This window comes from Geodermatophilus sp. SYSU D01105, assembly GCF_054050095.1.
This window is the reverse complement of sequence record NZ_JBJGYR010000007.1, coordinates 103,510-127,108: the sequence shown is the minus strand read 5'-3', so window position 1 is coordinate 127,108 and position 23,599 is coordinate 103,510. Positions and strand designations below refer to the sequence as shown.

Below are 23,599 nucleotides of genomic sequence, written 5' to 3'. Positions count from 1 at the left end.
TGCCGTGCCGGTCGACCGTGAACTGCCCACCCAGGAGGCCGCCGACCTCCTCGCCCTCACCCGCGAGATCGCCGACGCGGAGCTGGCGCCGAAGGCGGCGTCGTTCGAGCGCGAGGAACGGTTCCCCCGGGAGGTGTTCCGCCTGTTGGGCGAGGTCGGCCTGCTCGGCCTGCCGTTCGGGGAGGACGTCGGGGGTGGTGGCCAGCCCTACGCGGTCTACCTGCAGGTGGTCGAGGAGCTGGCCGCCCGATGGGCCAGTGTCGCCCTCGGCGTGAGCGTGCACACCCTCGCCTGCTTCCCGATCGACCGGTTCGGCACCGAGGCGCAGCGCCGCGACCTGCTCCCGGCGATGGTCGGCGGGCAGCTGCTCGGCGCGTACTGCCTCTCGGAGGCGCACGCCGGCTCCGACCCCCGCGCCATGCGGGCCGCCGCCAAGGCCACCGACGCCGGCTGGCTGGCCAACGGCGAGAAGGCGTGGGTCACCCACGGGGGCCACGCCGACTTCTACTCCACGTTCCTGCGCACCCCGGACGACGGCCCGCGGGGCATCTCGTGCTTCCACCTGACCCCCGACCTCGCCGGCTTCTCCGCCGCGAAGCCCGAGGAGAAGATGGGGCTGACCGCGTCGACGACGGCCGCGATCCGGCTCGACGACGTCCCGATCCCCGAAGACCGGCTGGTCGGGGACCCCGGGCACGGGCTGGGCATCGCGCTGGCCGCCCTCGACTCGGGGCGGCTCGGCGTGAGCGCGGTCGCCGTCGGGCTGGCCCAGTCCGCGCTGGACCTGGCGATCGGCTACGCGCGGGAGCGGGAGACCTTCGGCCGGCCCATCGTCGAGCACCAGGGCGTGGCGTTCCTGCTCGCCGACATGGCCGCCGCCGTCGAGTCGGCCCGGGCCACCTACCTGGTGGCCGCGCGGCGCAAGGACGCCGGGAAGCCGTACTCCCGGCAGGCCAGCATCGCCAAGCTCGTGGCCACCGACGCCGCGATGAGGGTGACCACCGACGCCGTCCAGGTGCTCGGGGGCGCCGGGTACACCCGCGACCACCCCGCCGAGCGCTTCATGCGGGAGGCGAAGGTCATGCAGATCTTCGAGGGCACCAACCAGATCCAGCGCATGGTCATCGGCCGGCACCTCGCGGCCGAGGGCGCCCCCGCCGCGAGCTGACGCCGTCCCCCGGCTCGCGCGTCGAGTCCTGCGGTCTCGTGGTCATCGCGGCCCGATGGCCACGACGTCGTACGAGTCGGTGCGCGTCCCCCGGTCGTCCGAGAGCCCGATCCGTGGCCGGTCGGGTGCACCATCTGCGTCCATGGCCTCGTTCTCGGACGTGGAAGCAGCCGAGCCGGAGTTCGCCGCCCGGGTGCGGGCGGCCTTCGACGCCCATCGGCACAAGGTCCTCGCCACGCTGCGCGCCGACGGCTCGCCGCGGGTCAGCGGCATCGAGATGCAGTTCGTCGCAGGCGAGCCGTGGCTGGCCGGCATGCCGGGGTCGGTGAAGTTCGCCGACCTGCGCCGCGACCCGCGGTTCGCGCTGCACAGCGGCAGTGACGAGCCCGACACCTTCGCCGCCGACGCCAAGCTCTCCGGTCGGGCGACCGAGCTCACCGACCCCGGGGAGCGCCGGGGGTACGCGGCCGCGGCGGGGCTCCCGGAGGAGTCGATCGACTACGAGCTCTTCCGCGTCGACATCGACCAGGTGGTGCTGACCGCCCTCAACGACGACAAGACCGCGCTGGTCATCAGCTCGTGGCGGCCGGGCACGGGGCTGACCCGGACCGAGCGGACCTGACGGGTCCCATCCCCAAGCCGTGACGAACGTCAGTGGACCCGGCGTCCCGTCGCGGACCAGACTGGACTCCCCGCTGAGAGAGGTCCCCGATGCCCGAGTCGCACCTGCGCGCCGCCGACGCCGACCGTGCAGCCGTCGCCACCCAGCTGGGCGAGCACATGTCCGCCGGCCGGTTGAGCGTCGCCGAGTACGACGAGCGCCTGGCCCGCACCTACGCCGCCCGCACCTACGGCGAGCTCGCAGAGATCACCGCGGACCTCCCGAAGACGGTCGAGCCGAAGCCCGCGCCCGCGTCCACGCCCGCCGTCCCGGCCGGGCACGGGATCAGCCACACCGGCTCCTGGGGCGGCTGGGCCGGCGGCCCCTCGCGGCAGGTCGCGTGGCGGAACTGGCTCGTCACCGCCGTCATCGTGCTGGGTGTGTGGATCACCACGTGCATCGCCAGCGGCGAGCTGCTCTACCCGTGGCCGATCTGGGTGATCGGCCCGTGGGGCGCCGTCCTGCTGGCCCAGTCGATCGGCGACCGGCGCCGGGACGACGACGGGCGCCGCCCCCTGCCCTGACCCCGCAGACGCAGCGAGCCGGCCCCGGACAGTGACCGACGGGAGCGTTCCGGGGCTCAGGCGGTGCGCTCCCCCGGCCGCCCGAGGCCGGCCGCGGGGGGCGCCGTGCTCCGCCGGCGCCGACGAGGGGGCCGGGCTGCCGGCGCCGTGACCGCAGCTGCGCGGTCCCGAGCTCCGGTGCGGCAGGACGTCAGGGGTGCCGGGAAGCCGGACGGAGATGCGTGCGCGTGTCGGACCGGCTTCGGACGACGATCCGGGTGCGACACCACCTCGTCGACGACGCATGGACGACAGCCGTTCTCGGCTGACGAAGGAATGGTGGCGGTCTGTCGACGACGGGGTGGCGTTCTCGTGCCACCTCACGTCGCAACGGGTCCGACTGGTCGGCTGCGTCACCTGCGGGGCCGCGCCCGTCTCCCGCCACCCGGCCGTCAGCGCTGTGATCGACCGACGGTCCGCGCCGGCCACGGCACCCTTGCGGGGGAGGAGCGCGCACTCGGGGCCTCAAGCCGGTACAGAACCGGCCGATACCCGCCGGGAAGGGCGGAATGGGTCCGGCGCTGGGTATCGGCGCCGGGCCGGACAGGACGGAGGCACCGTGGACGAGGCGCAGGCACTGGCGGGGACCTCCACGGTGACCACGCGGCTGCTGCTGAGCGTGGTCGCCGCGCAGGGCGGTGAGTGTGCCGTCGAACGGGTGCTCGACCGCGCGGGACTGGCCGACCAGCGGGCACTGCTGCAGAGCCTCGGGGGCCGGGTGTCGTACCCGGCGAAGCTGCGGCTGTTCGACGCAGCCGCTGAGGAACTCGGTGACCCGCGGATCGGGCTCGCGTTGGGCAACGCCGCCATCGCGGACCCCGCGGTGATGGCGCTGCGGCGCGTACTGACGACCTTCGGGACCCCCGCGGGACTGCTCCGTCAGGTCTCGCGAGTCTCCACCCGCCTGGACACCTCCGCGGTGTTCCGCTGCGAGTCGGCCGTGAACGGGACGGCGCAGCTGACCTGGCGGGTGCTGCCACCGCACCACCCCGGTCGCGTGGACTGCGACTACAACATCGGGATGCTCCGCGAGGCTCCGGTGCTGTTCGGTCTCCCCCCGGCGGTCGTCGAGCACTGGACCTGCCAGGTCGACGGCGCCCCGCAGTGCGAGTACACGGTCACCTGGCAGGAGCAGCACGCGTCCTCCCGGTGGCGTGGCCGCGGCCGGAGCCGCTGGACGCTGCGCGGCACGGGCCACGCGCCCGCCGCGGATGCGGAGGAGCGACTGCACGACCTGCAGGAAGCCGCCACTGACCTGCTCAGCGGGGATTCCCTCGAGGACACCCTCGACCGCGTCGCCGAACGTGTGGACCGCGCCGTGCACGCCCCCGGCTACGTGCTCGACGTCCGACTGCCCCACCGGAAGCGGCACGTACGCTCCCGTGGCCTGGGCTCGTCGGTGCTGGCCGCGCTCGGGGACCAACGGCTCGAGGCCGGGTGCCGGGTGATCGGCGGGACGTCCGTGCTCGCCGTGCCGGTGACCTCCGCGACCCGGGAGTACGGGGTCCTCGCCGTGGTCGCCTGGCCCGGCCAGGAGCCCTTTCCCGGCGACGTCGAACTGCTCACCGCCTATGCCCGGTACGCGGCAGCCGCCATCGAGTTGACGGCATCGCTGGCCGAGGCGCGCGAGCAGGAGGAGACCGCACGCCTGCTGCTCACCGTCGCGCGCTCACTCACGGGACGCCGGGAGGCGCAGCAGATCGCCCAGACCATCGCCGACGCCGTCCCCACGCTCTGCGGCGCCGACCGCGCCGCCGTGGCGCTGTGGGATCCCGAGGTCCAGGCCGTCTGGATCGCCGGCCTCAGCGGCTGGCCGCCGGACCTGGCCGACCGGGCCGCCGGCTTCGTCACGAGCACGGACGACAGCCCCGAGCTGTGCGAGCTGATCGCCGTGGGCGCACCGATGCTGGTCGACCGGTCGAGCTCACCCTGGGCCGATGAGGTCCTGCGCGACTTCGACGTCACCGCGATGGGCGGGGTGCCGATCAACGTGGACGACCGGCTGGTGGGGATCGTGCTCGCCTACTGGGCGCACAGCACACCGCCGACCACGCTCGGCGAGGGGATCACCGAGCGCATGTGGGGCCTGGCCGGCCTGGCCGGCGTGGCTCTGGACAACACGCACCTGCTCGACGAGATCAGGCACCGGGCCGCCCACGACCCACTCACCGGTCTGCCGAACCGGGCGCACCTCGACGCGCGGCTCCAGGCCGCCGTGAGCCAGGCCGTGCCGCCGGCCGGCCCCGTCGCACTCCTGTACTGCGACGTCAGCCGGCTCAAGCGCGTCAACGACAGCCTCGGACACAGTGCGGGGGACGAGGTGCTCCAGGAGGTCGCCCGCCGGCTGCGGTCGGTGACCCGAGAGCAGGACACCGTGGCGCGCTCCAGCGGCGACGAGTTCGTCGTCCTGCTCCCCGACACCGCGGAGGCCGGCGCCCAGGAGGTCGCCGACCGGATCCACCGTTCCCTCTCCGCCCCGCTGGACGTCGACGGCCAGGAGGTGTTCGTCGGCCTGGCCATCGGCATCGCTGTGACCGGGGCGGCGTCAAGCACGTCCGACGACGCCGCACGGACCGAGGCCCAGGACCTCGTCCAACGCGCCGAGGAGGCGATGCGCCGGCGCAGGACGGGCGCCCTTGCGCCCACCGAGCAGGACGAGCGGGCGCGGCAGCAGTTGCGCCTGGAGACCGCCCTGCACGGCGCGATCGGCCGTGGTGAGATCGTCGTCCACCTGCAGCCGCAGGTCGACCTCGCCAGCGGCCGGGTCGTCGCCGTCGAGGCCCTCGCGCGCTGGCAGCACCCCACGCTCGGGCCGGTCCGACCCGACGTCTTCATCCCCCTCGCCGAGGCCAGCGGCCAGATCCGCGAGATCGGCGAACACGTGCTGTACGAGGCATGCCGGACCCTCGCCGCCTGGCGGGCAGACGGATCGGACCTCGAGGTGGCCGTCAACGTCTCCGCCGTCCAGCTCACCGATCCCGGCTTCACCGGATCCGTGCTCCGCGTCCTCGCCGAGACCGGACTGCCGGCTCGGTCGCTGACCCTGGAGGTGACCGAGAGCCAGGTGCTCACCGAGGTCGCCACCCGCCACGGGCACCTGGAGCAGCTCCGCGCCCACGGTGTCGGGATCTCCGTGGACGACTTCGGGACCGGCTACTCCTCGCTGGCCCAGCTCCAGCGGCTGCCGGTCACCGAGCTCAAGATCGACCGGTCCTTCACCTCGGAGCTCACCGAGGCCGCCCCCTCCTCGCCTCTCGTCGCCGGCATCATCGGCCTCGCCCACGGCCTCGGCCTCCGTGTCGTGGCCGAGGGCGTGGAGACGTGCGCCCAGTCCGAGGCGCTGCGGGGCATGGACTGCGACCGGGTCCAGGGCCACCTCTTCGGCCGTCCTGCCGAACCCGCTGCCGTGCGCGAGGTCCTCCTCGCGCACGCTGGCAGCTCTCCCCGCGCTGCGCTGACCGGGTGACCCGTCCTGGCACGACAGCGGCCCCCGGGGATCCCGGGGGCCGCTGTCGTCGCTGTTGTGGGCAAGGGGGGAGTTGAACCCCCACGTCCTTCCGGACACACGGACCTGAACCGTGCGCGTCTGCCATTCCGCCACTTGCCCTGGCAGGGAGAGACACTAGCAGCCCGGAGCGGGGCCGCTGGCAGGGGGGCGGCTGCAGCGCCGGACCGCGCCGCACGGCTGGGGCGGGTGGGGCGCCTGGGGCGTTGCGCCACGGTCAGCCGCGCCGCACCCGGCTACGATCAACGGTGGCAGATCGAGACGTCCGGGCGAGCGCAAGGGAGCGACTGTGGGTGTGCTGCAGCGCTTCGAGCGACGGCTGGAGGGGATGGTCGGGCTGGCCTTCGCCCGCATCTTCAAGGGCAAGGTCCACCCCGCGGAGATCGCCAAGGCGCTGACCCGCGAGGCCGACGAGCAACGCTCGGTGCTCGGTGAGGGCCGGGTCCTGGCGCCCAACGTCTACGACGTCCGGCTCGGCTCCACCGACTACGAGCACCTGGCCGAGTGGTCCGAGCAGCTGGCCACCCAGCTCGCCGACATGGTCGCCGAGCACATCGAGGGCGAGGGCTACCAGGTCTTCGACGCCGTCCAGGTCCGGCTCGAGCGGGACGACGACCTGCCCACCGGCGTGTTCGAGGTGAGCTCCCACGTCGCCGACCCGGCCCGCCCCGGAACTCGCGCCGACGAACCGGTCGCGCCCGTGACCGGCAGCGGCGCGGTGCCCCCGCTGCCGCCGCTGCGCAGCCGGATGGCCACCGACACCGGCCGGCAGGTCCCGTCGTCGGTCGTGGGCCGCGCGGGGTCCAAGCCCGGGGTCACCCACGTGCTCCTCGTCGACGGCCCGGGCACCCGCCACGAGCTGACCACCGGGCGCAACGTCATCGGCCGCGGCACCGACGCCGACATCCGGCTGCCCGACACCGGGGTCAGCCGCAAGCACGTCGACGTCGTCCTCGACGGGGGCACCGCGATCGCCGAGGACCTCGGCTCCACCAACGGCACCCTGGTCAACGGCCGCCGGATCACCCGCCAGCCGCTGAGCGACGGCGACGTGATCCGCATCGGCCACTCGGTGCTGGTCTACCGGCAGGACGGCGCGTGAGCCCCCGCGGAGTGGGATCGGTGACCAGGTGGGCCAGCGCCGGCGAGGCGGCTCCGGTGCCCGAGCCGGCGAGGGCACGCAGGAGCGCAGCACGGCCCGGCACGGCGCTGGCGAGCGCCAGCGAGGCGGCTTCGGTGCCCGAGCCGGCGAGGGCACGCAGGAGCGCAGCACGGCCCGCCACGGCGCTGGCGAGCGCCAGCGAGGCGGCTCCGTGACGGCCGAGATCGTCCTGCAGATCTTCCGCTTCGGCTTCCTGCTGCTGTTGTGGCTGTTCATCTTCGCGGCCTTCCGCGTGGTCCGCGCCGACCTGTTCGGCGGCCGCGCCGGCCGGGTGGCGTCGGTGCCGCCCCGCGCGGCCGCGCCGGGCAAGCGGAAGAGCCGCGGGCCGAAGACGCTGGTGGTCACCGCCGGCCCGCTGACCGGGACCAAGATCACGCTCGGGGACCAGCCGATCCTCATCGGCCGCGCCGATGACTCCACGCTGGTGCTGACCGACGACTTCGCCAGCTCGCGGCACGCGCGGCTGACCAACCGCGGCGGCCAGTGGTACGTCGAGGACCTCGGCTCCACCAACGGCACCTACCTGGACCAGCAGCGCGTCCAGGGGCCGCTGCTCGTGTCCCCGGGCCAGCCGATCCGCATCGGCCAGACGGCCCTGGAGCTGCGTACATGACAGTCACCTGTGAGTGCACCCCGAGGAGCGGTCGCATCCCCGGGAGCCCGATCCGATGAGCCTGGCACTGCGCTACGCGGCCCGGTCCGACCGTGGACTGGTCCGCGGTAACAACCAGGACTCGGTGTACGCCGGGCCCCGGCTGCTCGCCGTCGCCGACGGCATGGGCGGCCACGCCGCCGGCGACGTCGCCAGCAAGGTGGTCATCGCGGCGCTGGAGCACCTCGACGACGACGCGCCCTCCGGCGACATGCTGCAGGCGCTGCGCGCGGCCGTGTTCGACGGCAGCGAGCACCTGCGCGAGGTCATCCGCGAGTCCCCGCAGCTGGAGGGCATGGGGACGACGCTGACCGCCGTCCTGTTCGCCGGCGGGCGGCTGGCGCTGTGCCACATCGGTGACTCCCGTGCCTACCTGCTGCGCGACGGCGTCCTCACCCAGATCACCCATGACGACACGTTCGTGCAGACGCTCATCGACGACGGCCGGATCACCCCGGAGGAGGCCAACCACCACCCCCAGCGCTCGCTGCTGCTGCGCGCGCTGAACGGGCAGGAGGTCGACCCCGACCTGTCGATGCGCGAGGCCCGCGCCGGCGACCGCTACCTGCTGTGCTCCGACGGGCTCTCCGGCGTGGTCAGCGAGGAGACCCTCGCCGAGGCGCTCAAGGACCCCGATCCCCAGTCGACCGCCGACCGGCTCATCGAGCTGGCCCTGCGCAGCGGCGGCCCGGACAACATCACCGTGATCGTCGCCGACGTCGTGGAGGACGGCGGCCACGACGCCCCGCTGGACCCGGTCGTCGACGGAGCGGCCGGTGACAACGTCGGCCAGCGCGAGGTCGACCCGCGGTCGGCCGCCGGGCGGGCCGCCCTGGCCGACCCGCCGCCGCCTCCCCCGGCGTCCCCGGGGCCGGCGGCCTCCGCCGCGCCGCCGCGCCGGCGCCGCCGCCGGCTGCTCTGGGCGCTGGGTGCGGTGGTGCTGGTGGCCGCGGCCGCCGTCGGCGCCTACGTGTGGGTGCTGTCCAACTGGTTCGTGGGTGTGCAGGAGACCTCCGAGGGTGAGCAGGTCGCGGTCTTCCGCGGCATCGACACCGCGCTGCTGGGGGTCGACCTCAACCAGGTCTCCGACGTGACCGACCTCGCCGTCGGCGACCTCACCCAGGCCGACGCGAGCAAGGTCCGGCGCGGCATCGAGGCGACCGACGGCGCGCACGCCGAGCGGATCGTGGCGATGCTGCGCGACTCCCGGCTGCCGGTCTGCCCGTCGGCCGACGAGGAGGAGGGCGGGACGGCGCTGTCGGCCTCCCCCACCCCGACCCCGCCGGCCCCGGACGGCGAGGCGACGCCGTCGGAGTCCGCGGAGCCGACCGAGGCGCCGACGACGACGGAGCGGACGGCGACGCCCGAGCCTGGCGTGGACTGCCGGGAGGCGCGGTGACCGGGGTCCGGGAGGGCGGCCGACGAGGGAACGGGGTGGTGGCGTGACCGCGGCCCCCTCCACCGACCCCCGCGCGGTCGCGCCGGGCGTGGGCACGCCCACGCGGCGCAACACGGAGCTGGCGATGCTCGGCTTCGCCGTGCTCATCACGCTGGCCGCGCAGTGCATCGTCGACCTGACCATCACCGGGTCGCTGCGCCCCGAGCTGGTCACCTTCGGCGGCTGGTTCACCGCGCTGTGGGCGGTGGTGCACGTCGTCGTCCGGAGGTTCGCCCCCTACGCCGACCCGCTGCTGCTGCCGGCCGTGGCGCTGCTGACCGGGCTCGGGCTGACCATGATCCACCGGCTCGACCTCGCCGGCGAGCAGGTCGACGCCACCGCCACCCGGGAGGACGCACCGGTCCAGCTGATCTGGGCGACGCTGGGTGTGGCGCTGTTCGTGGCCGTGGTCATGGTGCTGCGGGACCACCGGCTGCTCTCCCGGTTCGCCTACACCCTGGCCCTCGTCGGCCTCGTGCTGCTGGCCCTCCCGGCGGTGCTGCCCGCGTCGATCTCCGAGGTGTACGGCGCCAAGATCTGGATCCGGGTCGCGGGCTTCAGCATCCAGCCCGGCGAGTTCGCCAAGATCTGCCTGGTCGTCTTCTTCGCCGCCTACCTCGTCGACAAGCGCGACGTCCTCGCGCTGGCCAGCCGCCGGGTGATGGGCCTGGAGGTGCCGCGCGCCCGCGACCTCGGCCCGGTGCTGGTCGCCTGGGCGATGTCGATCCTCGTGCTGGTCTTCGAGCGCGACCTGGGCAGCTCCCTGCTGCTGTTCGGCATCTTCGTGGTGATGCTCTACGTCGCCACCGAGCGGGCCAGCTGGCTGCTCATCGGCGTCGGACTGTTCGCCGCCGGCGCGTTCCTGGCCTACCAGCTGTTCGGGCACGTCCGGGTCCGCGTCGACACCTGGCTGGACCCCTTCGCCTACCGCGACGAGGGCGGCTACCAGCTGGTCCAGTCGCTGTTCGGGCTGGGCACCGGCGGGCTGTTCGGCGCCGGCCTCGGCGGCGGCCGCCCCGACCAGGTGCCGGTCGCCAAGAGCGACTTCATCGCCGCGGCCCTCGGCGAGGAGCTGGGTCTCTTCGGCCTGGTCGCGCTGATCGTCGTCTACCTGATCCTGGTCGAGCGCGGACTGCGGACGTCGCTGATCGTCCGCGACGCGTTCGGCAAGCTGCTCGCCGCGGGCCTGTCCTTCGCCATCGCCTGGCAGGTGTTCGTCGTGCTGGGCGGGGTCACCGGGCTGCTGCCGCTGACCGGCCTGACCACCCCGTTCGTCGCCTACGGCGGGTCCTCGCTGGTGGCCAACTTCGTGCTGGTCGCCGTCCTGGTGCGGATCAGTGACGCCGCCCGCCGCCCGGCCGCCCCGGCCGGTCCGCCCAAGCCGGCGCTGGGCGACGCCCCGACCGAGGTCGTGACACCGTGAACGCCCCCCTGCGCCGCGTGGCGATCAGCGTGCTCGTCCTGTTCACGCTGCTCATCGTCAACGTCAACTACATCCAGGTGGTGCGCTCCGACGAGCTGCGCAACGACACCGGCAACACGCGGGTCCTCACCGAGGAGTACGACCGGGAGCGGGGCTCGATCGTCGTGGCCGGGACCGAGATCGCCAACTCCGTCGCCACCGACGACCGGCTCACCTACCTGCGGCAGTACCCGCAGGGCCCGCTGTACGCGCCGGTGACCGGCTACTACTCGCTGGTGTACGGCAACTCGCAGGTCGAGCGGGCCGAGAACGAGATCCTCGCCGGCTCCGACGGCCGGCTGTTCGCCCGGCGGATCGCCGACCTGTTCACCGGCCGCGACCCCAGCGGGGGTGACGTCGTCCTCACGCTGGACCCGGCCGTCCAGGAGGCCGCCATGGCCGGACTGGAGGGCGTGACGGGTGCGGTGGTCGCGCTCGACCCGTCGACCGGCGCGGTGCTGGGCATGGCGAGCACGCCCACCTACGACCCGAACCTGCTCTCCAGCCACGACCCGCAGGCCATCCGGGACTACTGGGCGCAGCTCAACGAGGCCGACCGCGACCCCCGGCTCAACCGGGCCATCAGCGACAACTACCCGCCGGGATCGGTGTTCAAGGTGATCGTCTCGGCGGCCGCGCTGTCCACCGGGGAGTACACCCCCGACACGGTGATCCCGGCGCCGGACACGCTGACCCTGCCCGGCACCTCCACCGAGCTGGAGAACTTCGGCGGTTCCCGCTGCAGCAGCACCGGCGAGCAGCCGCTGATCGACGCGCTCACCATCTCCTGCAACACCGCCTTCGCCCAGCTCGGCATCGACCTCGGCGAGGACCGCGTCCGGGAGATGGCCGAGGCGTTCGGGATGGACGGCGAGCGGCGCGAGATCCCCCTCACGGTGGAGCCCAGCACCATGGGCGACCCGGAGAACGACGCGCAGCTCGGTGTGAGCTCCATCGGCCAGCAGAGCGTGGTGGTGACCCCGCTGCAGGCGGCGATGATCGCCGCAGCGGTCGCCAACGACGGCACGCTCATGACGCCCTACCTGGTCGACCAGCTGCGCGCCCCCGACCTGTCCGTCCTCGACCAGACCGACCCGGAGGAGCTGAGCGAGCCGGTCACCCCCGAGGTGGCCGACCAGCTGACCGAGATGATGGAGAGCGTCGTCACCAACGGCTCGGGCCGGGCCGCCCGCATCTCCGGCGTCCAGGTGGCCGGCAAGACCGGGACGGCGGAGAACGCCGGGCCCGACCACAACTGGTTCATCGGGTTCGCACCCGCCGACGACCCGCAGATCGCGGTCGCGGTCTTCGTCGCCAACGGCGGGGGTACGGGTGGGGACGTGTCCGCACCCATCGCCCGCCGGGTCATGCAGGCACACCTCGAGGGACAGGGCGGCTGATGGCTCTCTCCACCGGCACGGTGCTCGCCGGCCGCTACGAGATCACCGCCCCGATCGCCACCGGCGGCATGGGCGAGGTCTGGCGCGCCCGGGACCGCGTGCTCGACCGCGTCGTCGCCGCCAAGGTCCTGCGCAGCGAGTTCACCGGCGATCCCAGCTTCGTCGCGCGGTTCCGCAACGAGGCGCGGCACACCGCGGCGCTGAGCCACCCCAACATCGCCTCGGTCTACGACTACGGGGAGACGCAGGACGAGCGCGGCGCCCAGCTGGCCTTCCTGGTCATGGAGCTGGTCGAGGGCAAGCCGCTGGTCACGATCCTCCACGAGGAGGGCAAGCTCCCGGTCGACTGGACCCTGCACGTCCTGGGCCAGGCCGCCGACGGGCTCTCGGCCGCGCACAAGGCCGGCGTCGTCCACCGCGACATCAAGCCGGGCAACCTCATCGTCCGCCCGGACGGCGTGGTGAAGCTGACCGACTTCGGCATCGCCCGCGCGCGTGACGCCACGCCGCTGACCCGCACCGGCATGGTCGTCGGCACCGCTCAGTACCTCTCCCCCGAGCAGGCGCAGGGCTTCGACGTCACGGCCGCCTCCGACGTCTACTCCCTGGGCGTCGTGGGCTACGAGTGCCTGACCGGTGGCCGCCCCTTCGACGGCACCTCGCAGGTCGCCGTGGCGCTGGCGCACATCAACCGGCCGCCGCCGCCGCTGCCCGCGAACATCCCGGCCCCGGTGCGGCTGCTCATCGAGCGCGCGCTGGCCAAGGACCCCGCCGACCGCTTCCCCGACGGCGCTGCGTTCGCCGCCGCCGTCCGCTCCGTGGCCGCGAGCAACGGGCTGGCCACCGGCAGCGGGACCGCCACCGGCAACGGGGTGTACGCCGCCCCGGGCGCCCCGGCGACCGACCGGACCGAGGTCGTCTCCGACCCTGGCGACGACCGCACCGCCGTCGTCTCCGACCCCGGCGAGGACCGCACCGAGGTCCTGGGCGCCGCGTCGGCCGGCGGGACGGGCGGACCGGGCACGGCAGCGGGCACCATGCCGCCGCTGCGCCGTCCGCCGGAGGACGACGAGGACTGGGCCGACCGCTACGCCGGCGGACGCCACGCCGAGAAGCAGCCGGGCCGCCGCAACCGCCCGGCCTGGCTGGTCGCGGGCCTGGTCCTGCTCGTGGTGCTGGCCGGGGTCACCTGGTTCCTGCTGTCGGGCGGCGAGGACGACCCGGGCTCGGGGACGGCCGGCGCCACGACCACGTCGGCGGCTCCGGTGACGACGTCCGCCGGGACGTTCACGATCGACCCGGCGCAGCTCGTCGGCCGGCCGGCCCACGACGTCCAGGCCGAGCTCGAGGCCCTCGGCCTCGGGCTGGTGGTCCGGCAGGAGCCGGCGAGCGCCGCCCAGCTGGAGGCGGCCGGCACCAGCCTGTCCCGCGGGGACGTCGTCACCACCGACCCGGCCGGCGGGCCGGTGGGTCAGGGCGCCACGGTGACCCTGTTCTACGCCCCGGCGGACTCCTCCCCCGACAGCGGCGAGGAGGAGCCCTCCCAGGCACCGGAGACCTCCGAGGCCCCGGCCACCACCACGGCGCCGCGCACCCAGGACGACGAGGACCCCGACGCGCCGGCCACCACCACCCGGCGGACGACGACGCCCCCGCCGGCGGACGACGGCGAGCAGCCGGGCGGCGGCGACACCGGCAACGACACCGGGGACGAGGGCGACGGCGGCGGCAACAACGGCGGCGGCAACGACGGCAACCAGGACCCGGGCAACGACGGCGGCACCGACGAGGACACCGAGCCGACCCTGCCCGCGAACCCGGCACCGGTGGACACGCTGCCGCCGGCCGCCGAGCCCCCCGTCGCCGAGGGCCAGAACGCCGCGGCTGCGCAGGACCCGGCGGCGTGATCGGCCTCCCCCGCGCCGCCCGGGTCCGGGCCGCCGGAGCGGTTAGGCTCCCCGGCGGCCCACCCGTCCACAGCGTTCCCCCGTGCCCCCCTCCCCCCTGGACGCAGGACCGCACCGCCCGAGAGGACCCCTGATGACCACGCCGCAGGTGCTCGGCGAGCGCTACGAGATCGGCGGGGTGCTCGGTCGCGGCGGCATGGCCGAGGTGCACCGGGGCCGGGACCTGCGGCTGGGTCGCGAGGTGGCGGTCAAGGTCCTGCGCAGCGACCTGGCCCGGGACCCCTCCTTCCAGGTCCGCTTCCGGCGCGAGGCGCAGGCCGCGGCGTCGCTGAACCACCCGGCGATCGTCGCCGTGTACGACACCGGCGAGGACCGCACCGCCAGCGGCGCGACCCCCTACATCGTCATGGAGTACGTCGAGGGCCAGACGCTGCGCGACGTCCTCCGGCGGGAGGGAGTGCTCTCCCCGGAGCGGGCGATGAGCCTGGCCGCCGACATCTGCGGCGCCCTGGACTTCAGCCACCGCAACGGCATCGTCCACCGCGACGTGAAGCCCGGGAACGTGATGATCACGCCGCAGGGCTCGGTCAAGGTCATGGACTTCGGCATCGCGCGGGCGGTCTCGGACTCCGCCGCGACGATGACCTCGACCGCCGCGGTCATCGGCACCGCGCAGTACCTCTCCCCCGAGCAGGCGCGGGGCGAGGGCGTCGACGCCCGCTCCGACGTCTACTCGCTGGGCTGCCTGCTCTACGAACTCGTGACCGGGGCGCCGCCGTTCACCGGTGACTCGCCGGTCTCGGTGGCCTACCAGCACGTGCGCGAGGACCCGCGGCTGCCCTCGTCGATCAACCCGGCCATCCCGCCGGAGCTCGACGCGATCCTGCTCAAGGCGATGAGCAAGAACCCGGCCAACCGCTACCAGTCGGCCGCCGACATGCGCAACGACCTCCTCCGGGCGCTGGCCGGGCAGCGGGTCGAGGCCACGCCGGTCATGAACGACGCCGAGAAGACGGCGATCATCGGCGGGCCGGTCGGCTACGACGGCGAGGACTGGGCCGACGAGGACGACGCCGCCCGGAAGCGCAAGCGCAACCGCGTCATCGCCGCAGTCGCCGCAGCGGTGCTGGTCATCGGCGGCGTGATCGCCCTGGCGGTGCTGCTGAACTCCGGGGGCGACGAGGAGCCGCCCCCCGTCGCCCAGGTGGCGGTCCCCAACGTGGTCGGCCAGGACGAGGCCGCGGCCACCCAGGCGCTCCAGGCCGCCGGCCTGCGCGTCGGAGCCGTCACCACCGCCCCCAGCTCCGAGGAGCAGGAGGGGCAGGTCATCAGCTCCGACCCGGCCGGCGGCGCGCAGGTCCCCCCGGACTCGGAGGTGCGACTGGTCATCGGCGGCGGCGTGGACACCATCGAGGTGCCGGCCGTCATCGGGCTGGACGCCGACCGGGCCCAGACCACCCTCGAGAACGCCGGCTTCCAGCGGGTCAGCACCGACGAGGTCGACTCGCTGCAGGCCGAGGGCACCGTCGTCGACGTGTCGCCCAGCGAGGGCAGCGCGGTCGACCCGAGCACCGCGGTGACCCTGTCGGTCTCCGACGGGGACACCCCGCTGCCCGACGTGGTGGGCCAGCAGCAGCAGGCGGCCACGCAGGCGCTCCGGGACGCGGGCTTCACCAACGTCACCCCCGAGGAGGTCGACTCCGACCAGCCCGAGGGCACCGTCGTCGCCATGGACCCCGCCGCGGGCACCCAGGCGGCCGCGGGGGACGGGATCACCCTGCAGGTGTCCAGCGGGCCCGCGGAGATCGAGGTGCCCGACGTGGTCGGCCAGCGCGAGGCGCAGGCGCGGGCCGCGCTCCAGCAGGCCGGGTTCACCGGGACCATCACGGTCGAGACGACGGAGGCCTCCGACCCCGGGGACGTCGGCGTGGTGCTCGCGGTCGACCCCGACGAGGGCACCTCGGCCGCGGCCGACGAGCCGATCACACTCACCGTCGGTGAGGCGCCGGACGAGCCGACGCCCACCACCACGACGGCCCCGACACAGCAGGACTGACGCACAGAGAGGGCCCCTCCCGGCGCGGGAGGGGCCCTCTGTGCGTCTGGGGGCGCTCAGGCCGGTGTGGCGACCGTGGTGAGCCGGTGGGCGGCCGCGGTCGCGGCCTCGACCACGGCCGGGTCGGGGGCCATGCCGCAGGTCTGCAGCCAGCTGGCCAGCATCCGGTGCCCGCCCTCGGTGAGCACGGACTCCGGGTGGAACTGCACCCCCTCGATGGGCAGCTCCCGGTGCCGCAGCGCCATGACGATGCCCGACGGCGTCGTCCCGGTGACCTCGAGCTCCTCGGGCACGGTGTCCCGGTCGACCGCGAGGGAGTGGTAGCGGGTCGCGGTGAACGGCGACGGCAGCCCGGCGAGCACGCCGACGCCGTCGTGCACGACCTGGCTGGTCTTCCCGTGCAGCAGCTCCGGCGCCCGGACGACCTCCGCGCCGAAGGCCTCGGCGATGGCCTGGTGCCCGAGGCACACCCCGAACACCGGCGTCCCGGCCTCGGCGGCGGCCCGCACCATCGGCACCGTCACCCCGGCGCCGGCCGGTGTCCCCGGCCCCGGGGAGAGCAGCACCCCGGCGACGTCGAGGTCGGCCAGCTCGTCGACCGCGACGGCGTCGTTGCGGCGGACGATGCACCGCACGCCCAGCTGGCCCAGGTACTGGACCAGGTTGTAGACGAAGCTGTCGAAGTTGTCGACGACGAGGACGGGCCGGCTCACGCCTCTTGTGTACACGACACGAGGCGGTCAGCCCTCCGCCGCTGTGGCGTACTCCATGTCGAGGGGGCCCTCGTAGGCGGGCAGCGTCACCGAGGCGCGCTCGCGGACGGCGAAGCCGAGGCCGAAGTCCTCCACCGCCTGCTGGAACACTGCGACCTGCGGAGAGGCGGCCAGGGCGGCGCGGATGGCCGCGGCGTCCCCGACGGCGGTCACCACGAACGGCGGCGAGTAGGTGCGCCCCTGGAGCAGCAGGACGTTGCCCACGCACCGGACGGCGCTGGTCGCGATGAGTCGCTGGTCCATGATGGCGACCGCGTCGGCACCGGCGGCCCAGACCGCGTTGACCACCGCCTGGACGTCGGACTGGTGGATGACCACGTCATCGGGGCGGGCCCCGATCGGCAGCGCGCCGTCCGGGCGCCGGGGGGCGTCGTCCAGGGTGATCTCCACGCCGCGGCCGGTGAGGCCCACCAGCCCGGCGGACAGCTCGCCGCCGGCGCTCTGGTCCTGGGCGGCGGCCACCGCGCCGTCCCGGGACGCGGCCTCCTCGGTCAGCGCCTGCGCCTGGGCGCGCACCGCGGCCAGCTCCTGCTCCAGCTCGCGCAGGGCGTCCCCGCGCGCGGCGATGAGGGCGGAGAGCTGGGTGACCTCCCCGCCGCGCAGGTCGGTGCCCTGGGCCGTCTGGCTCGACGTGGCGAACAGCAGGCCGGCCGCCAGCGCCACCACGGGCACCAGGACCGCCCAGCCCGACGGGCGGCGGCTACCCCCAAGGGTCAGGGTGCGGGCTGCGGCCACGGTGGCAGCTTAGGCTGGGAGGCGGTCACGGCCGGCCGCGACGATCCGGCCCCGGAGGGAGTTCGCACGGTGCCCAAGTCCAAGGTGCGCAAGAAGTCGGTCTACACGCCGCCGCAGGGCACCCTGCAGTCCGGGACGGCGAGCGCCCGTGCCGTGCAGCCCAGCCCGCGCTGGTACGCCCCCGTCATGGTCACCCTCATGGTGCTCGGCCTGGTGTGGATCGTCGTCTACTACGTGGCCGGCGAACTGATCCCGTTCATGGTGTCGCTGGGGGCGTGGAACTTCGCGATCGGGTTCGGCCTCATGGTCGCCGGCCTGGTCATGTCGATGCGCTGGCGCTGAGCGAGGACCGCCTCCCCGGAGCGGTCCACCACACGTCACGAGGCCCTCGTCCCACCCGGGACGAGGGCCTCGTCGCTTGTGACGGGCCGTGTACCCACCGTGTTGTCCACAGGCGCCGCTGTGCACAGTCGACAGGGCTTGTCCACAGGTCGACAAAGCGCGATACCCCCAGAGTTGTCCACCGTGTGTGGAGAACGGGTGTTCGACCGCAGGCTGGTGACCTGCGGTTCTGCTCCACGTGGTACGGGTGTGACGCGAAGGGCACGGCAGTAACTACACCTCTGTGACTCCATCCCCAGCTGTGCACACAGCTGTGGACGAGTCGACATGGCGGCAGCCCTCGGGCGGTGGCCTCGCCGCGTCCCTACCCCCGGCCGGCAGCGGTGACACGCGATCTGACCACGGCAGATCCCCGATCTCCGACATCCGTCCCCAGGACGCCGACGGCCCCCGGTCCGCAGGGGACCGGGGGCCGTCGGGCTGGGGACTGTGGAGGACTCGGTCGGCCTCAGCCGTCGATCAGCTCCAGGATCGTCGCGTTGGCCATGCCACCGCCCTCGCACATGGTCTGCAGCCCGTAGCGGGTCCCCGTGCTCAGCATGGTGTGGACGAGCGTGGTCATGATGCGGGCTCCGGACGCTCCCAGCGGGTGGCCGAGCGCGATGGCGCCACCCCGGGGGTTGAGCCGGTCGAGCGGCGCCCCGGTCTCGGCCTGCCAGGCCAGGGGCACCGGCGCGAACGCCTCGTTGACCTCGAAGGCGCCGATGTCGTCGATGGACAGCCCCGACCGCTGCAGCACCTTCTGCGTCGCCGGGATCGGCGCGGTCAGCATGATCACCGGGTCGTCACCGGCCATCACCGTGGTGTGGATGCGCACCAGCGGACGCAGCCCGAGCTCCCGGGCCTTCTCGGAGGTGGTCACCAGCAGCGCGGCCGACCCGTCGGAGATCTGGCTGGCGTTGCCGGCGCTGATGACGCCGTCGGCCTTGAACGGGGTCTTGAGCGAGGCCAGCTTGTCCAGCGTGCCCCCGGGGCGCACGCCCTCGTCGGCGCGGGCCTGCGTGCCGTCGGGGGTGGGCACGGGGACGATCTCCTCGTCGAAGGCACCGTCGGCCTGTGCCTTGGCCGCCTTCTCGTGGGAGGACAGCGAGTACTCGTCGAGCTGGGTGCGGGACAGACCCCACCGCTCGGCGATCATCTCGGCGCCGATGCCCTGGTTCGGGGCGACGCCGTAGCGCTCCATGAACCGTGGCCCGAGCGGGCGGCCGGTCGAGCCGTCGCCGACCGAGGAGCCCATCGGCACCCGGCTCATCGACTCGACCCCGCCGGCGACCACGACGTCGGCCTGACCGCTGAGCACCGTCGCCGCCGCGAAGGCGACCGCCTGCTGCGAGGAGCCGCACTGGCGGTCGATGGTCGTGCCGGGCACCGTCTCGGGCCAGCCGGCGGCCAGCACGGCGCTGCGGGCGACGTTGTAGGTCTGCTCGCCGACCTGGCTCACGCAGCCCCAGAAGACGTCGTCCACCGCGGCCGGGTCGAGCCCGGCGCGGTCCACCAGGGCCTCGAGCACGTGGGCGGAGAGGTCGACGGGGTGCACGCCCGACAGCCCCCCGCCGCGCTTGCCCACCGGCGTGCGCACGGCGGCGCAGATGACGGCATCTCGCATGGGTCCTCCTCGTCGACGTGGGCGGGGTCACGCCCTGCGGAGATGGTAGGACGTCCACCTACCGTCCCCTGGCCCCGTCCGGAGGCTCGCGCCGAGCGTGCGAGGCGTGAGGTGGGCGGGGTCCTCCTCCTGCGACGCTGGGGGCGTGGAGTGGTCGGCGCGACGGGGACAGACGGCCGCACTCGCCGTCGGGGGCGTCGTCCTGGGCCTGGTCGCCGTCCTGCTGGACGCCGCGGGCCGGGTCCTGGTGGGCGGCGCCGCGCTGCTGCTGCTCGCCCTGGCCGCGCGGGACCTGCTGCTGCGGCCCCGGCTCTCGGCCGGGGCCGCGGGGGTCGCCGTCCGGACGCTGACCGGCTCGGTGCGGTTGCCGTGGACCGGGCTGCGGGTCCGGGTGCGGGAGACCAGGCGGCTCGGCGTCCGGTCCCGGATGCTCGAGCTGGACACGGCGTCCGGAACGGACGACGACGGGGTGCTGGTGCTGCTCGGCCGCCGCGACCTGGGCACCGACCCCGAGGACGTCGCCCGGGCGCTGCAGGCCCTCGCGCCCGGCTAGAGGACGACGAGGGTCGGCACGGTCAGCGCGACCACGACGAGGACGGCAGCCAACAGCATGAGGCCCAGCACCTGCAGCTCGGTGCGGCGGCGGGCCAGCACGACCACGCCGGTGGCGACGAAGCCGGCCACGAGCCCGCCCAGGTGCCCGAGCAGCGAGACGCCGGGCAGGAAGCTGATCACCACGTTGATCGCCAGCAGGGCGAGCAGGCCGCGGAGGTCCTCCCGGCGGGCGATCATCAGCACCGCCAGGCCCCCGAGCAGGCCGTAGATGGCCGCGGACGCGCCGGCGACCGGGCGTCCGGGTTCGCCGAACAGCTGCAGGGCGACCGCGCCGCCCAGCAGGGAGACGAGGTAGACGGCCAGGTAGCGCCACCGCCCCAGCTGGCGCTCGACCTCGGAGCCGAAGAGGAGCAGCGCCAGCATGTTGAGCACCAGGTGCGTCACGCCGATGTGCAGGAACGCGGCGGTGACCAGCCGCCAGTCCTCCCCGAGCTCGACGAGCACCGGGATCTGCGCCAGCCGGACGAACAGCGGCGAGAGCTGGTTGTCCAGCGGGTTGGCCCCCGCCAGCCCGGCCGAGACGGCGGTGACCACGAACATCGCCACGTTGAGCACGACGAGGGTCACGGTGACCACGCCGAACCGGCGGCCGGCCCGGCGCAGCAGCGGCGCCTGCCGGGGACGGCGCACGGTGGCGTTGCCCTCGCGGACGCACTCGGGGCACTGGAAGCCCACCGAGGCGGGGGTCATGCACTCCGGGCAGATGGGCCGGCCGCAGCGCGTGCAGGAGATGCGGGTGGGCCGGTCCGGGTGCCGGTAGCAGGTGGTCGTCGGGGGCGCCGGCTGCGGTTGGCCGGGGCCGGCGCCCCCGTCGTCGGGGCCGGTGGTCAGCTGCGCTGCACCTCGACCGACTGCAGGACGACGTCCTCCACCGGCCGGTCACCGCGGGCGGTGGGCACCTTGGAGATGCGGTCGACGACGTCGCGGCTGGCCTGGTCGGCCACCTCGCCGAAGATCGTGTGCTTGCCGGTCAGCCAGGTGGTGGGGGCGACGGTGATGAAGAACTGCGAGCCGTTGGTGCCGGGGCCGGCGTTGGCCATGGCGAGCAGGTAGGGCTTGGTGAAGGCCAGCTCAGGGTGGATCTCGTCGCCGAACTGGTAGCCGGGGCCGCCGATGCCCTGCCCGAGCGGGTCGCCGCCCTGGATCATGAACCCGTCGATGATCCGGTGGAAGACCGTGCCGTCGTAGAGGCGGTCGGTGCTCTTCTGGCGGGTCTGCGGGTGGGTCCACTCCCGGCGGCCCTCCGCCAGGTCGGCGAAGTTCGCGACCGTCTTGGGCGCGTGGTCGGGGAACAGGTCGACGGTGATGTCGCCGTGGTTGGTGTGCAGCACGGCACGGCGTGCGGGAGTCGCTTCGGTCACGCCGTCCACTCTCCCACTGGTCCGCTCCCCGCGAGGCACGGGGAGCGGACCCAGCCCCCTGCAGGGTCCCGCCGTGAGCCGGCCAGTGGCGGGGGTCGAGGGAGTCCTCCTACATGCGCAGCACCTCGGCGACGTCGAGGTTGCGGAAGGACGCCTCCCCCTCGGTGACCTCCTGCATCCGCTTGGCGAAGTCGGTGGTCACCGGGTGCTCGGAGTTCCGCATCGCCGCGGCGTGGTCGGGGAAGGACACGATCTCGACGTAGGTGTCCGGGCGGTCGCGGTCGGCGGCGACCACGCCCCACCGGGCCGTCGTCTCCCGCCCCATGCGCTCCCGCCACTGCTCGGCGATCCGGCGGAACCCGTCGAGGTCGCGGGCGTGGAACTCGATCAGCTGGAGGAACGAGCCCCGCTCGGCCTGGAGGGCCTCCTCGTCCCGCAGGGCCGACCTGAGCCCCTCGCGCAGCTCCGGTCCATCGGTGTGCCCGTGCGCGCTGACCGCGTGGGCGGCGGCGATCTCGAGGACCTCGTCCTCCTCGCCGGAGATCTGGACGGTGCAGTTGCGGTCACTGGGCATGGTCCGGCAGTCCATGGTCTTCCGTGCCATGGCTCCTCCTCGTCAGCGAGCCCTGGCCCGCCCGGCCGGTGGGCCAGCGGCGGGGCCGACAGTGGCCCCGGGGGGAGCACGCGTCCAGGGACGGAGGTCCCTGGAGGGGAGGCGGGCCCCTCAGGCCCGGTGCGGCCCGGCCAGGCGCCCGCCGGCTCCCGGCACGGGGACAGTCTGCGCGCGCCCGCGGCGCCGGGGACGGCCGCGCGGCGGGATCGGTCAGGGAGGGGTGGAGACGAGGGGAATCGAACCCCTAACCCCCGCCTTGCAAAGGCGGTGCTCTGCCAATTGAGCTACGTCCCCCGGCTGGCTCGCGCCAGCGGTGTCCGGGCGGGGACCCCGGCGGGTCAGCGGGTCGGCGTGCTCACCGACTGGGACCCGCGCGTGGCCTCGGCCCACAGGTCGGCCTCGGCCCTGCCGGCCGACCGCTTGCGGACCAGGGCGAGCGCCCCGGCCGCCGCGGCGGCCACTGCCAGCTTCTTCAGCACGCGGCGTACCTCCTCGAGGGGGGTTCCCGCCTCCGGGACGGAGGGGGCCGACCAGCCCCGGACGGGGTGGTCCGACGGCGCCCGGGGCGCCGGCACACGGTGGGCCTGGGAGGACTTGAACCTCCGGCCTCATCCTTATCAGGGATGCGCTCTAACCGCCTGAGCTACAGGCCCGTGAACCTCGAACAGCGTACCTGGCCCGCCCGAGGTGATCGGAGGGGGGTGCCCCCTCGTTCAGTCCCGCTCGGAGAGGGTGACCTCGAGGCCGCCCACCAGGTCCGAGCACATGTTGTAGATGAACGCCGCCACGGTGCACAGCGCCGTCATCAGGACGATGTTGATCGCACCGATGACCGCGGCCCCACCGAAGACGATGCCCGGGGTGATGACCTCGCTGCCGCCCTCGCCACCGGAGGCGGTGCCGAGCTGGCCGAAGAGGTCGTTGAGGGTCTCGAAGACGCCCAGGCCGGACAGGACGCCGTAGAGGACGCCGACGGCCACCATCCAGATGAAGAACATCGCGATGGACAGCACCAGCGAGATCTTCAGTGCCGACCAGGTGTCGATGTGCCGCAGCTGCAGGCGGGCGCGCCGCGGACCGCGGGCGGCCTTCTGCTTGCCGCTCCCCTTGGCCGCAGCCGGGGCAGCCGCAGCCGGGGCAGCCGCAGCCGGGGCAGCCGCGGCCTGGCCGGCCGCGCTCGCCCCCGGGCTGCTGTCCGGGGCGGGGGCGAGCGCGGTGGTCTCGGCCGGCGCGGAGGTCACCGCCGAGGAGCCCGCGCCACCGGTCACCGGACCCGCTGCGACCGGCGCCGTCCCGTCGTCCGTCGCGGCCGACTGTGCCCGCTGGGTGCCCGTGTCGGGGATGGCCTGCGTCGCCGTGACCGGCGCCGTCGCGTCGGTCTGCCGACCGGTCGCCGTCCCCGTGGCCGAGGAGGTGTCCCCGGGCCGGGACCCGGTGCGCACCGAACCCTGCGTCCGGTCGCTCATGCGAGTCTCCCGTTCCCCAGCGGCCCGCGCCGCTCCCTCGTACCCGGGTGACCC

Annotated in this window: 21 protein-coding genes, 3 tRNA genes and 1 pseudogene; 13 read left to right on the top strand and 12 right to left on the bottom strand. The window is 74.2% G+C overall.

Translation table 11 applies throughout. The features are described from left to right. Nucleotides 1-4 precede the first annotated feature (4 nt). The 4 genes from ACI79I_RS08580 (at nucleotide 5) to ACI79I_RS08565 (ending at nucleotide 5,858) form a co-directional block, all read left to right on the top strand. Nucleotides 5-1,168: an acyl-CoA dehydrogenase family protein gene (locus ACI79I_RS08580; RefSeq protein WP_456991885.1), complete on the top strand. Its 1,164-nt coding sequence runs from the start codon at nucleotides 5-7 to the stop codon at nucleotides 1,166-1,168. A gap of 142 nt (nucleotides 1,169-1,310) precedes the next feature. Continuing rightward, nucleotides 1,311-1,790, top strand: coding sequence for a pyridoxamine 5'-phosphate oxidase family protein (locus ACI79I_RS08575; protein WP_456991884.1), 480 nt, complete (start codon nucleotides 1,311-1,313; stop codon nucleotides 1,788-1,790). An 89-nt stretch (nucleotides 1,791-1,879) separates the two neighbouring features. Continuing rightward, nucleotides 1,880-2,353, top strand: a complete 474-nt coding sequence (locus tag ACI79I_RS08570; protein WP_456991883.1) for a DUF1707 SHOCT-like domain-containing protein — start codon at nucleotides 1,880-1,882, stop codon at nucleotides 2,351-2,353. 598 nt (nucleotides 2,354-2,951) lie between these two features. Further along, nucleotides 2,952-5,858, top strand: a complete 2,907-nt coding sequence (locus ACI79I_RS08565; RefSeq protein ID WP_456991882.1) for an EAL domain-containing protein — start codon at nucleotides 2,952-2,954, stop codon at nucleotides 5,856-5,858. A 58-nt stretch (nucleotides 5,859-5,916) separates the two neighbouring features. Here the strand turns inward: ACI79I_RS08565 and ACI79I_RS08560 are convergent. After that, nucleotides 5,917-5,999, bottom strand: a tRNA-Leu gene (locus ACI79I_RS08560). A gap of 187 nt (nucleotides 6,000-6,186) precedes the next feature. Between ACI79I_RS08560 and ACI79I_RS08555 the strand changes: the two genes are divergently transcribed. From ACI79I_RS08555 to pknB, 7 genes are all read left to right on the top strand, one after another. Then, on the top strand, nucleotides 6,187-6,999 hold the full coding sequence (locus ACI79I_RS08555; protein WP_456991881.1) for an FhaA domain-containing protein: 813 nt from the start codon (nucleotides 6,187-6,189) through the stop codon (nucleotides 6,997-6,999). 211 nt (nucleotides 7,000-7,210) lie between these two features. After that, the gene (locus ACI79I_RS08550; RefSeq protein WP_456944869.1) at nucleotides 7,211-7,672 is read left to right on the top strand and encodes an FHA domain-containing protein FhaB/FipA; all 462 of its coding nucleotides are present in this window, start codon (nucleotides 7,211-7,213) and stop codon (nucleotides 7,670-7,672) included. A gap of 55 nt (nucleotides 7,673-7,727) precedes the next feature. After that, entirely contained in the window at nucleotides 7,728-9,110 is a 1,383-nt protein-coding gene (locus tag ACI79I_RS08545; RefSeq protein WP_456991880.1) for a PP2C family protein-serine/threonine phosphatase, read from the top strand. Nucleotides 9,111-9,153: 43 nt separating this feature from the next. Next, nucleotides 9,154-10,572 (top strand): FtsW/RodA/SpoVE family cell cycle protein, encoded by a 1,419-nt coding sequence (locus ACI79I_RS08540; RefSeq protein ID WP_456991879.1) that lies wholly within the window; start codon nucleotides 9,154-9,156, stop codon nucleotides 10,570-10,572. Further along, complete coding sequence (locus tag ACI79I_RS08535) at nucleotides 10,569-12,011, top strand: peptidoglycan D,D-transpeptidase FtsI family protein (RefSeq protein ID WP_456991878.1); 1,443 nt, start codon at nucleotides 10,569-10,571, stop codon at nucleotides 12,009-12,011. The genes ACI79I_RS08540 and ACI79I_RS08535 overlap by 4 nt, the downstream gene beginning before the upstream one ends. Further along, nucleotides 12,011-13,918: a serine/threonine protein kinase gene (locus ACI79I_RS08530; RefSeq protein ID WP_456991877.1), complete on the top strand. Its 1,908-nt coding sequence runs from the start codon at nucleotides 12,011-12,013 to the stop codon at nucleotides 13,916-13,918. The genes ACI79I_RS08535 and ACI79I_RS08530 overlap by 1 nt, the downstream gene beginning before the upstream one ends. A gap of 133 nt (nucleotides 13,919-14,051) precedes the next feature. After that, complete coding sequence (gene pknB, locus ACI79I_RS08525; protein ID WP_456991876.1) at nucleotides 14,052-15,974, top strand: Stk1 family PASTA domain-containing Ser/Thr kinase; 1,923 nt, start codon at nucleotides 14,052-14,054, stop codon at nucleotides 15,972-15,974. A gap of 56 nt (nucleotides 15,975-16,030) precedes the next feature. Here the strand turns inward: pknB and ACI79I_RS08520 are convergent, their stop codons facing one another. Together ACI79I_RS08520 and ACI79I_RS08515 are read right to left on the bottom strand one after the other, a co-directional pair. Next, on the bottom strand, nucleotides 16,031-16,687 hold the full coding sequence (locus ACI79I_RS08520) for an aminodeoxychorismate/anthranilate synthase component II (protein WP_456991875.1): 657 nt from the start codon (nucleotides 16,685-16,687) through the stop codon (nucleotides 16,031-16,033). A gap of 27 nt (nucleotides 16,688-16,714) precedes the next feature. Continuing rightward, nucleotides 16,715-17,482 (bottom strand): DUF881 domain-containing protein, encoded by a 768-nt coding sequence (locus tag ACI79I_RS08515; RefSeq protein WP_456991874.1) that lies wholly within the window; start codon nucleotides 17,480-17,482, stop codon nucleotides 16,715-16,717. A 69-nt stretch (nucleotides 17,483-17,551) separates the two neighbouring features. On the opposite strand from ACI79I_RS08515, the gene crgA reads away from it, so the two are divergent. Next, nucleotides 17,552-17,824, top strand: coding sequence for a cell division protein CrgA (gene crgA, locus ACI79I_RS08510; protein ID WP_456944861.1), 273 nt, complete (start codon nucleotides 17,552-17,554; stop codon nucleotides 17,822-17,824). Nucleotides 17,825-18,332: 508 nt separating this feature from the next. On the opposite strand, the gene ACI79I_RS08505 is transcribed toward crgA, so the two are convergent. Further along, on the bottom strand, nucleotides 18,333-19,490 hold the full coding sequence (locus ACI79I_RS08505; protein ID WP_456991873.1) for a thiolase family protein: 1,158 nt from the start codon (nucleotides 19,488-19,490) through the stop codon (nucleotides 18,333-18,335). A gap of 145 nt (nucleotides 19,491-19,635) precedes the next feature. Between ACI79I_RS08505 and ACI79I_RS08500 the strand changes: the two genes are divergently transcribed. After that, entirely contained in the window at nucleotides 19,636-20,043 is a 408-nt protein-coding gene (locus ACI79I_RS08500; RefSeq protein WP_456991872.1) for a PH domain-containing protein, read from the top strand. Here ACI79I_RS08500 and ACI79I_RS08495 read toward each other — a convergent pair. The 8 genes and pseudogenes from ACI79I_RS08495 to ACI79I_RS08460 form a co-directional block, all read right to left on the bottom strand. After that, on the bottom strand, nucleotides 20,040-20,795 hold the full coding sequence (locus ACI79I_RS08495; RefSeq protein ID WP_456991871.1) for a rhomboid family intramembrane serine protease: 756 nt from the start codon (nucleotides 20,793-20,795) through the stop codon (nucleotides 20,040-20,042). The genes ACI79I_RS08500 and ACI79I_RS08495 overlap by 4 nt on opposite strands. A 6-nt stretch (nucleotides 20,796-20,801) precedes the next feature. Next, nucleotides 20,802-20,936: pseudogene (locus ACI79I_RS08490) on the bottom strand (hypothetical protein); the annotation flags it as partial. Further along, on the bottom strand, nucleotides 20,933-21,466 hold the full coding sequence (locus ACI79I_RS08485; RefSeq protein ID WP_456991870.1) for a peptidylprolyl isomerase: 534 nt from the start codon (nucleotides 21,464-21,466) through the stop codon (nucleotides 20,933-20,935). The gene ACI79I_RS08485 and the pseudogene ACI79I_RS08490, both read right to left, overlap by 4 nt. 109 nt (nucleotides 21,467-21,575) lie before the next feature. Next, entirely contained in the window at nucleotides 21,576-22,070 is a 495-nt protein-coding gene (locus ACI79I_RS08480) for a DUF1059 domain-containing protein (protein WP_456991869.1), read from the bottom strand. A 230-nt stretch (nucleotides 22,071-22,300) separates the two neighbouring features. Beyond that, nucleotides 22,301-22,373: transfer RNA gene (locus ACI79I_RS08475), tRNA-Ala, on the bottom strand. 44 nt (nucleotides 22,374-22,417) lie between these two features. Then, a complete protein-coding gene (locus tag ACI79I_RS08470; RefSeq protein WP_456944854.1) occupies nucleotides 22,418-22,558 on the bottom strand; it encodes a DLW-39 family protein in 141 nt (46 codons plus the stop codon). 100 nt (nucleotides 22,559-22,658) lie between these two features. Beyond that, nucleotides 22,659-22,732: transfer RNA gene (locus tag ACI79I_RS08465), tRNA-Ile, on the bottom strand. A gap of 60 nt (nucleotides 22,733-22,792) precedes the next feature. Continuing rightward, nucleotides 22,793-23,545, bottom strand: a complete 753-nt coding sequence (locus ACI79I_RS08460; protein ID WP_456991867.1) for a DUF3566 domain-containing protein — start codon at nucleotides 23,543-23,545, stop codon at nucleotides 22,793-22,795. Between the last annotated feature and the right edge of the window lie 54 nt (nucleotides 23,546-23,599).

What these genes read in the sequence shown, in the direction of transcription:
- ACI79I_RS08575 (WP_456991884.1), top strand. Translation starts at nt 1,311, where the DNA reads ATGGCCTCGTTCTCGGACGTGGAAGCAGCCGAGCCGGAGTTCGCCGCC.
- ACI79I_RS08570 (WP_456991883.1), top strand. Translation starts at nt 1,880, where the DNA reads ATGCCCGAGTCGCACCTGCGCGCCGCCGACGCCGACCGTGCAGCCGTC.
- ACI79I_RS08545 (WP_456991880.1), top strand. Translation starts at nt 7,728, where the DNA reads ATGAGCCTGGCACTGCGCTACGCGGCCCGGTCCGACCGTGGACTGGTC.
- ACI79I_RS08530 (WP_456991877.1), top strand. Translation starts at nt 12,011, where the DNA reads ATGGCTCTCTCCACCGGCACGGTGCTCGCCGGCCGCTACGAGATCACC.
- pknB (WP_456991876.1), top strand. Translation starts at nt 14,052, where the DNA reads ATGACCACGCCGCAGGTGCTCGGCGAGCGCTACGAGATCGGCGGGGTG.
- ACI79I_RS08505 (WP_456991873.1), bottom strand. Translation starts at nt 19,490, where the DNA reads ATGCGAGATGCCGTCATCTGCGCCGCCGTGCGCACGCCGGTGGGCAAG.
- ACI79I_RS08495 (WP_456991871.1), bottom strand. Translation starts at nt 20,795, where the DNA reads ATGACCCCCGCCTCGGTGGGCTTCCAGTGCCCCGAGTGCGTCCGCGAG.
- ACI79I_RS08480 (WP_456991869.1), bottom strand. Translation starts at nt 22,070, where the DNA reads ATGGCACGGAAGACCATGGACTGCCGGACCATGCCCAGTGACCGCAAC.
- ACI79I_RS08460 (WP_456991867.1), bottom strand. Translation starts at nt 23,545, where the DNA reads ATGAGCGACCGGACGCAGGGTTCGGTGCGCACCGGGTCCCGGCCCGGG.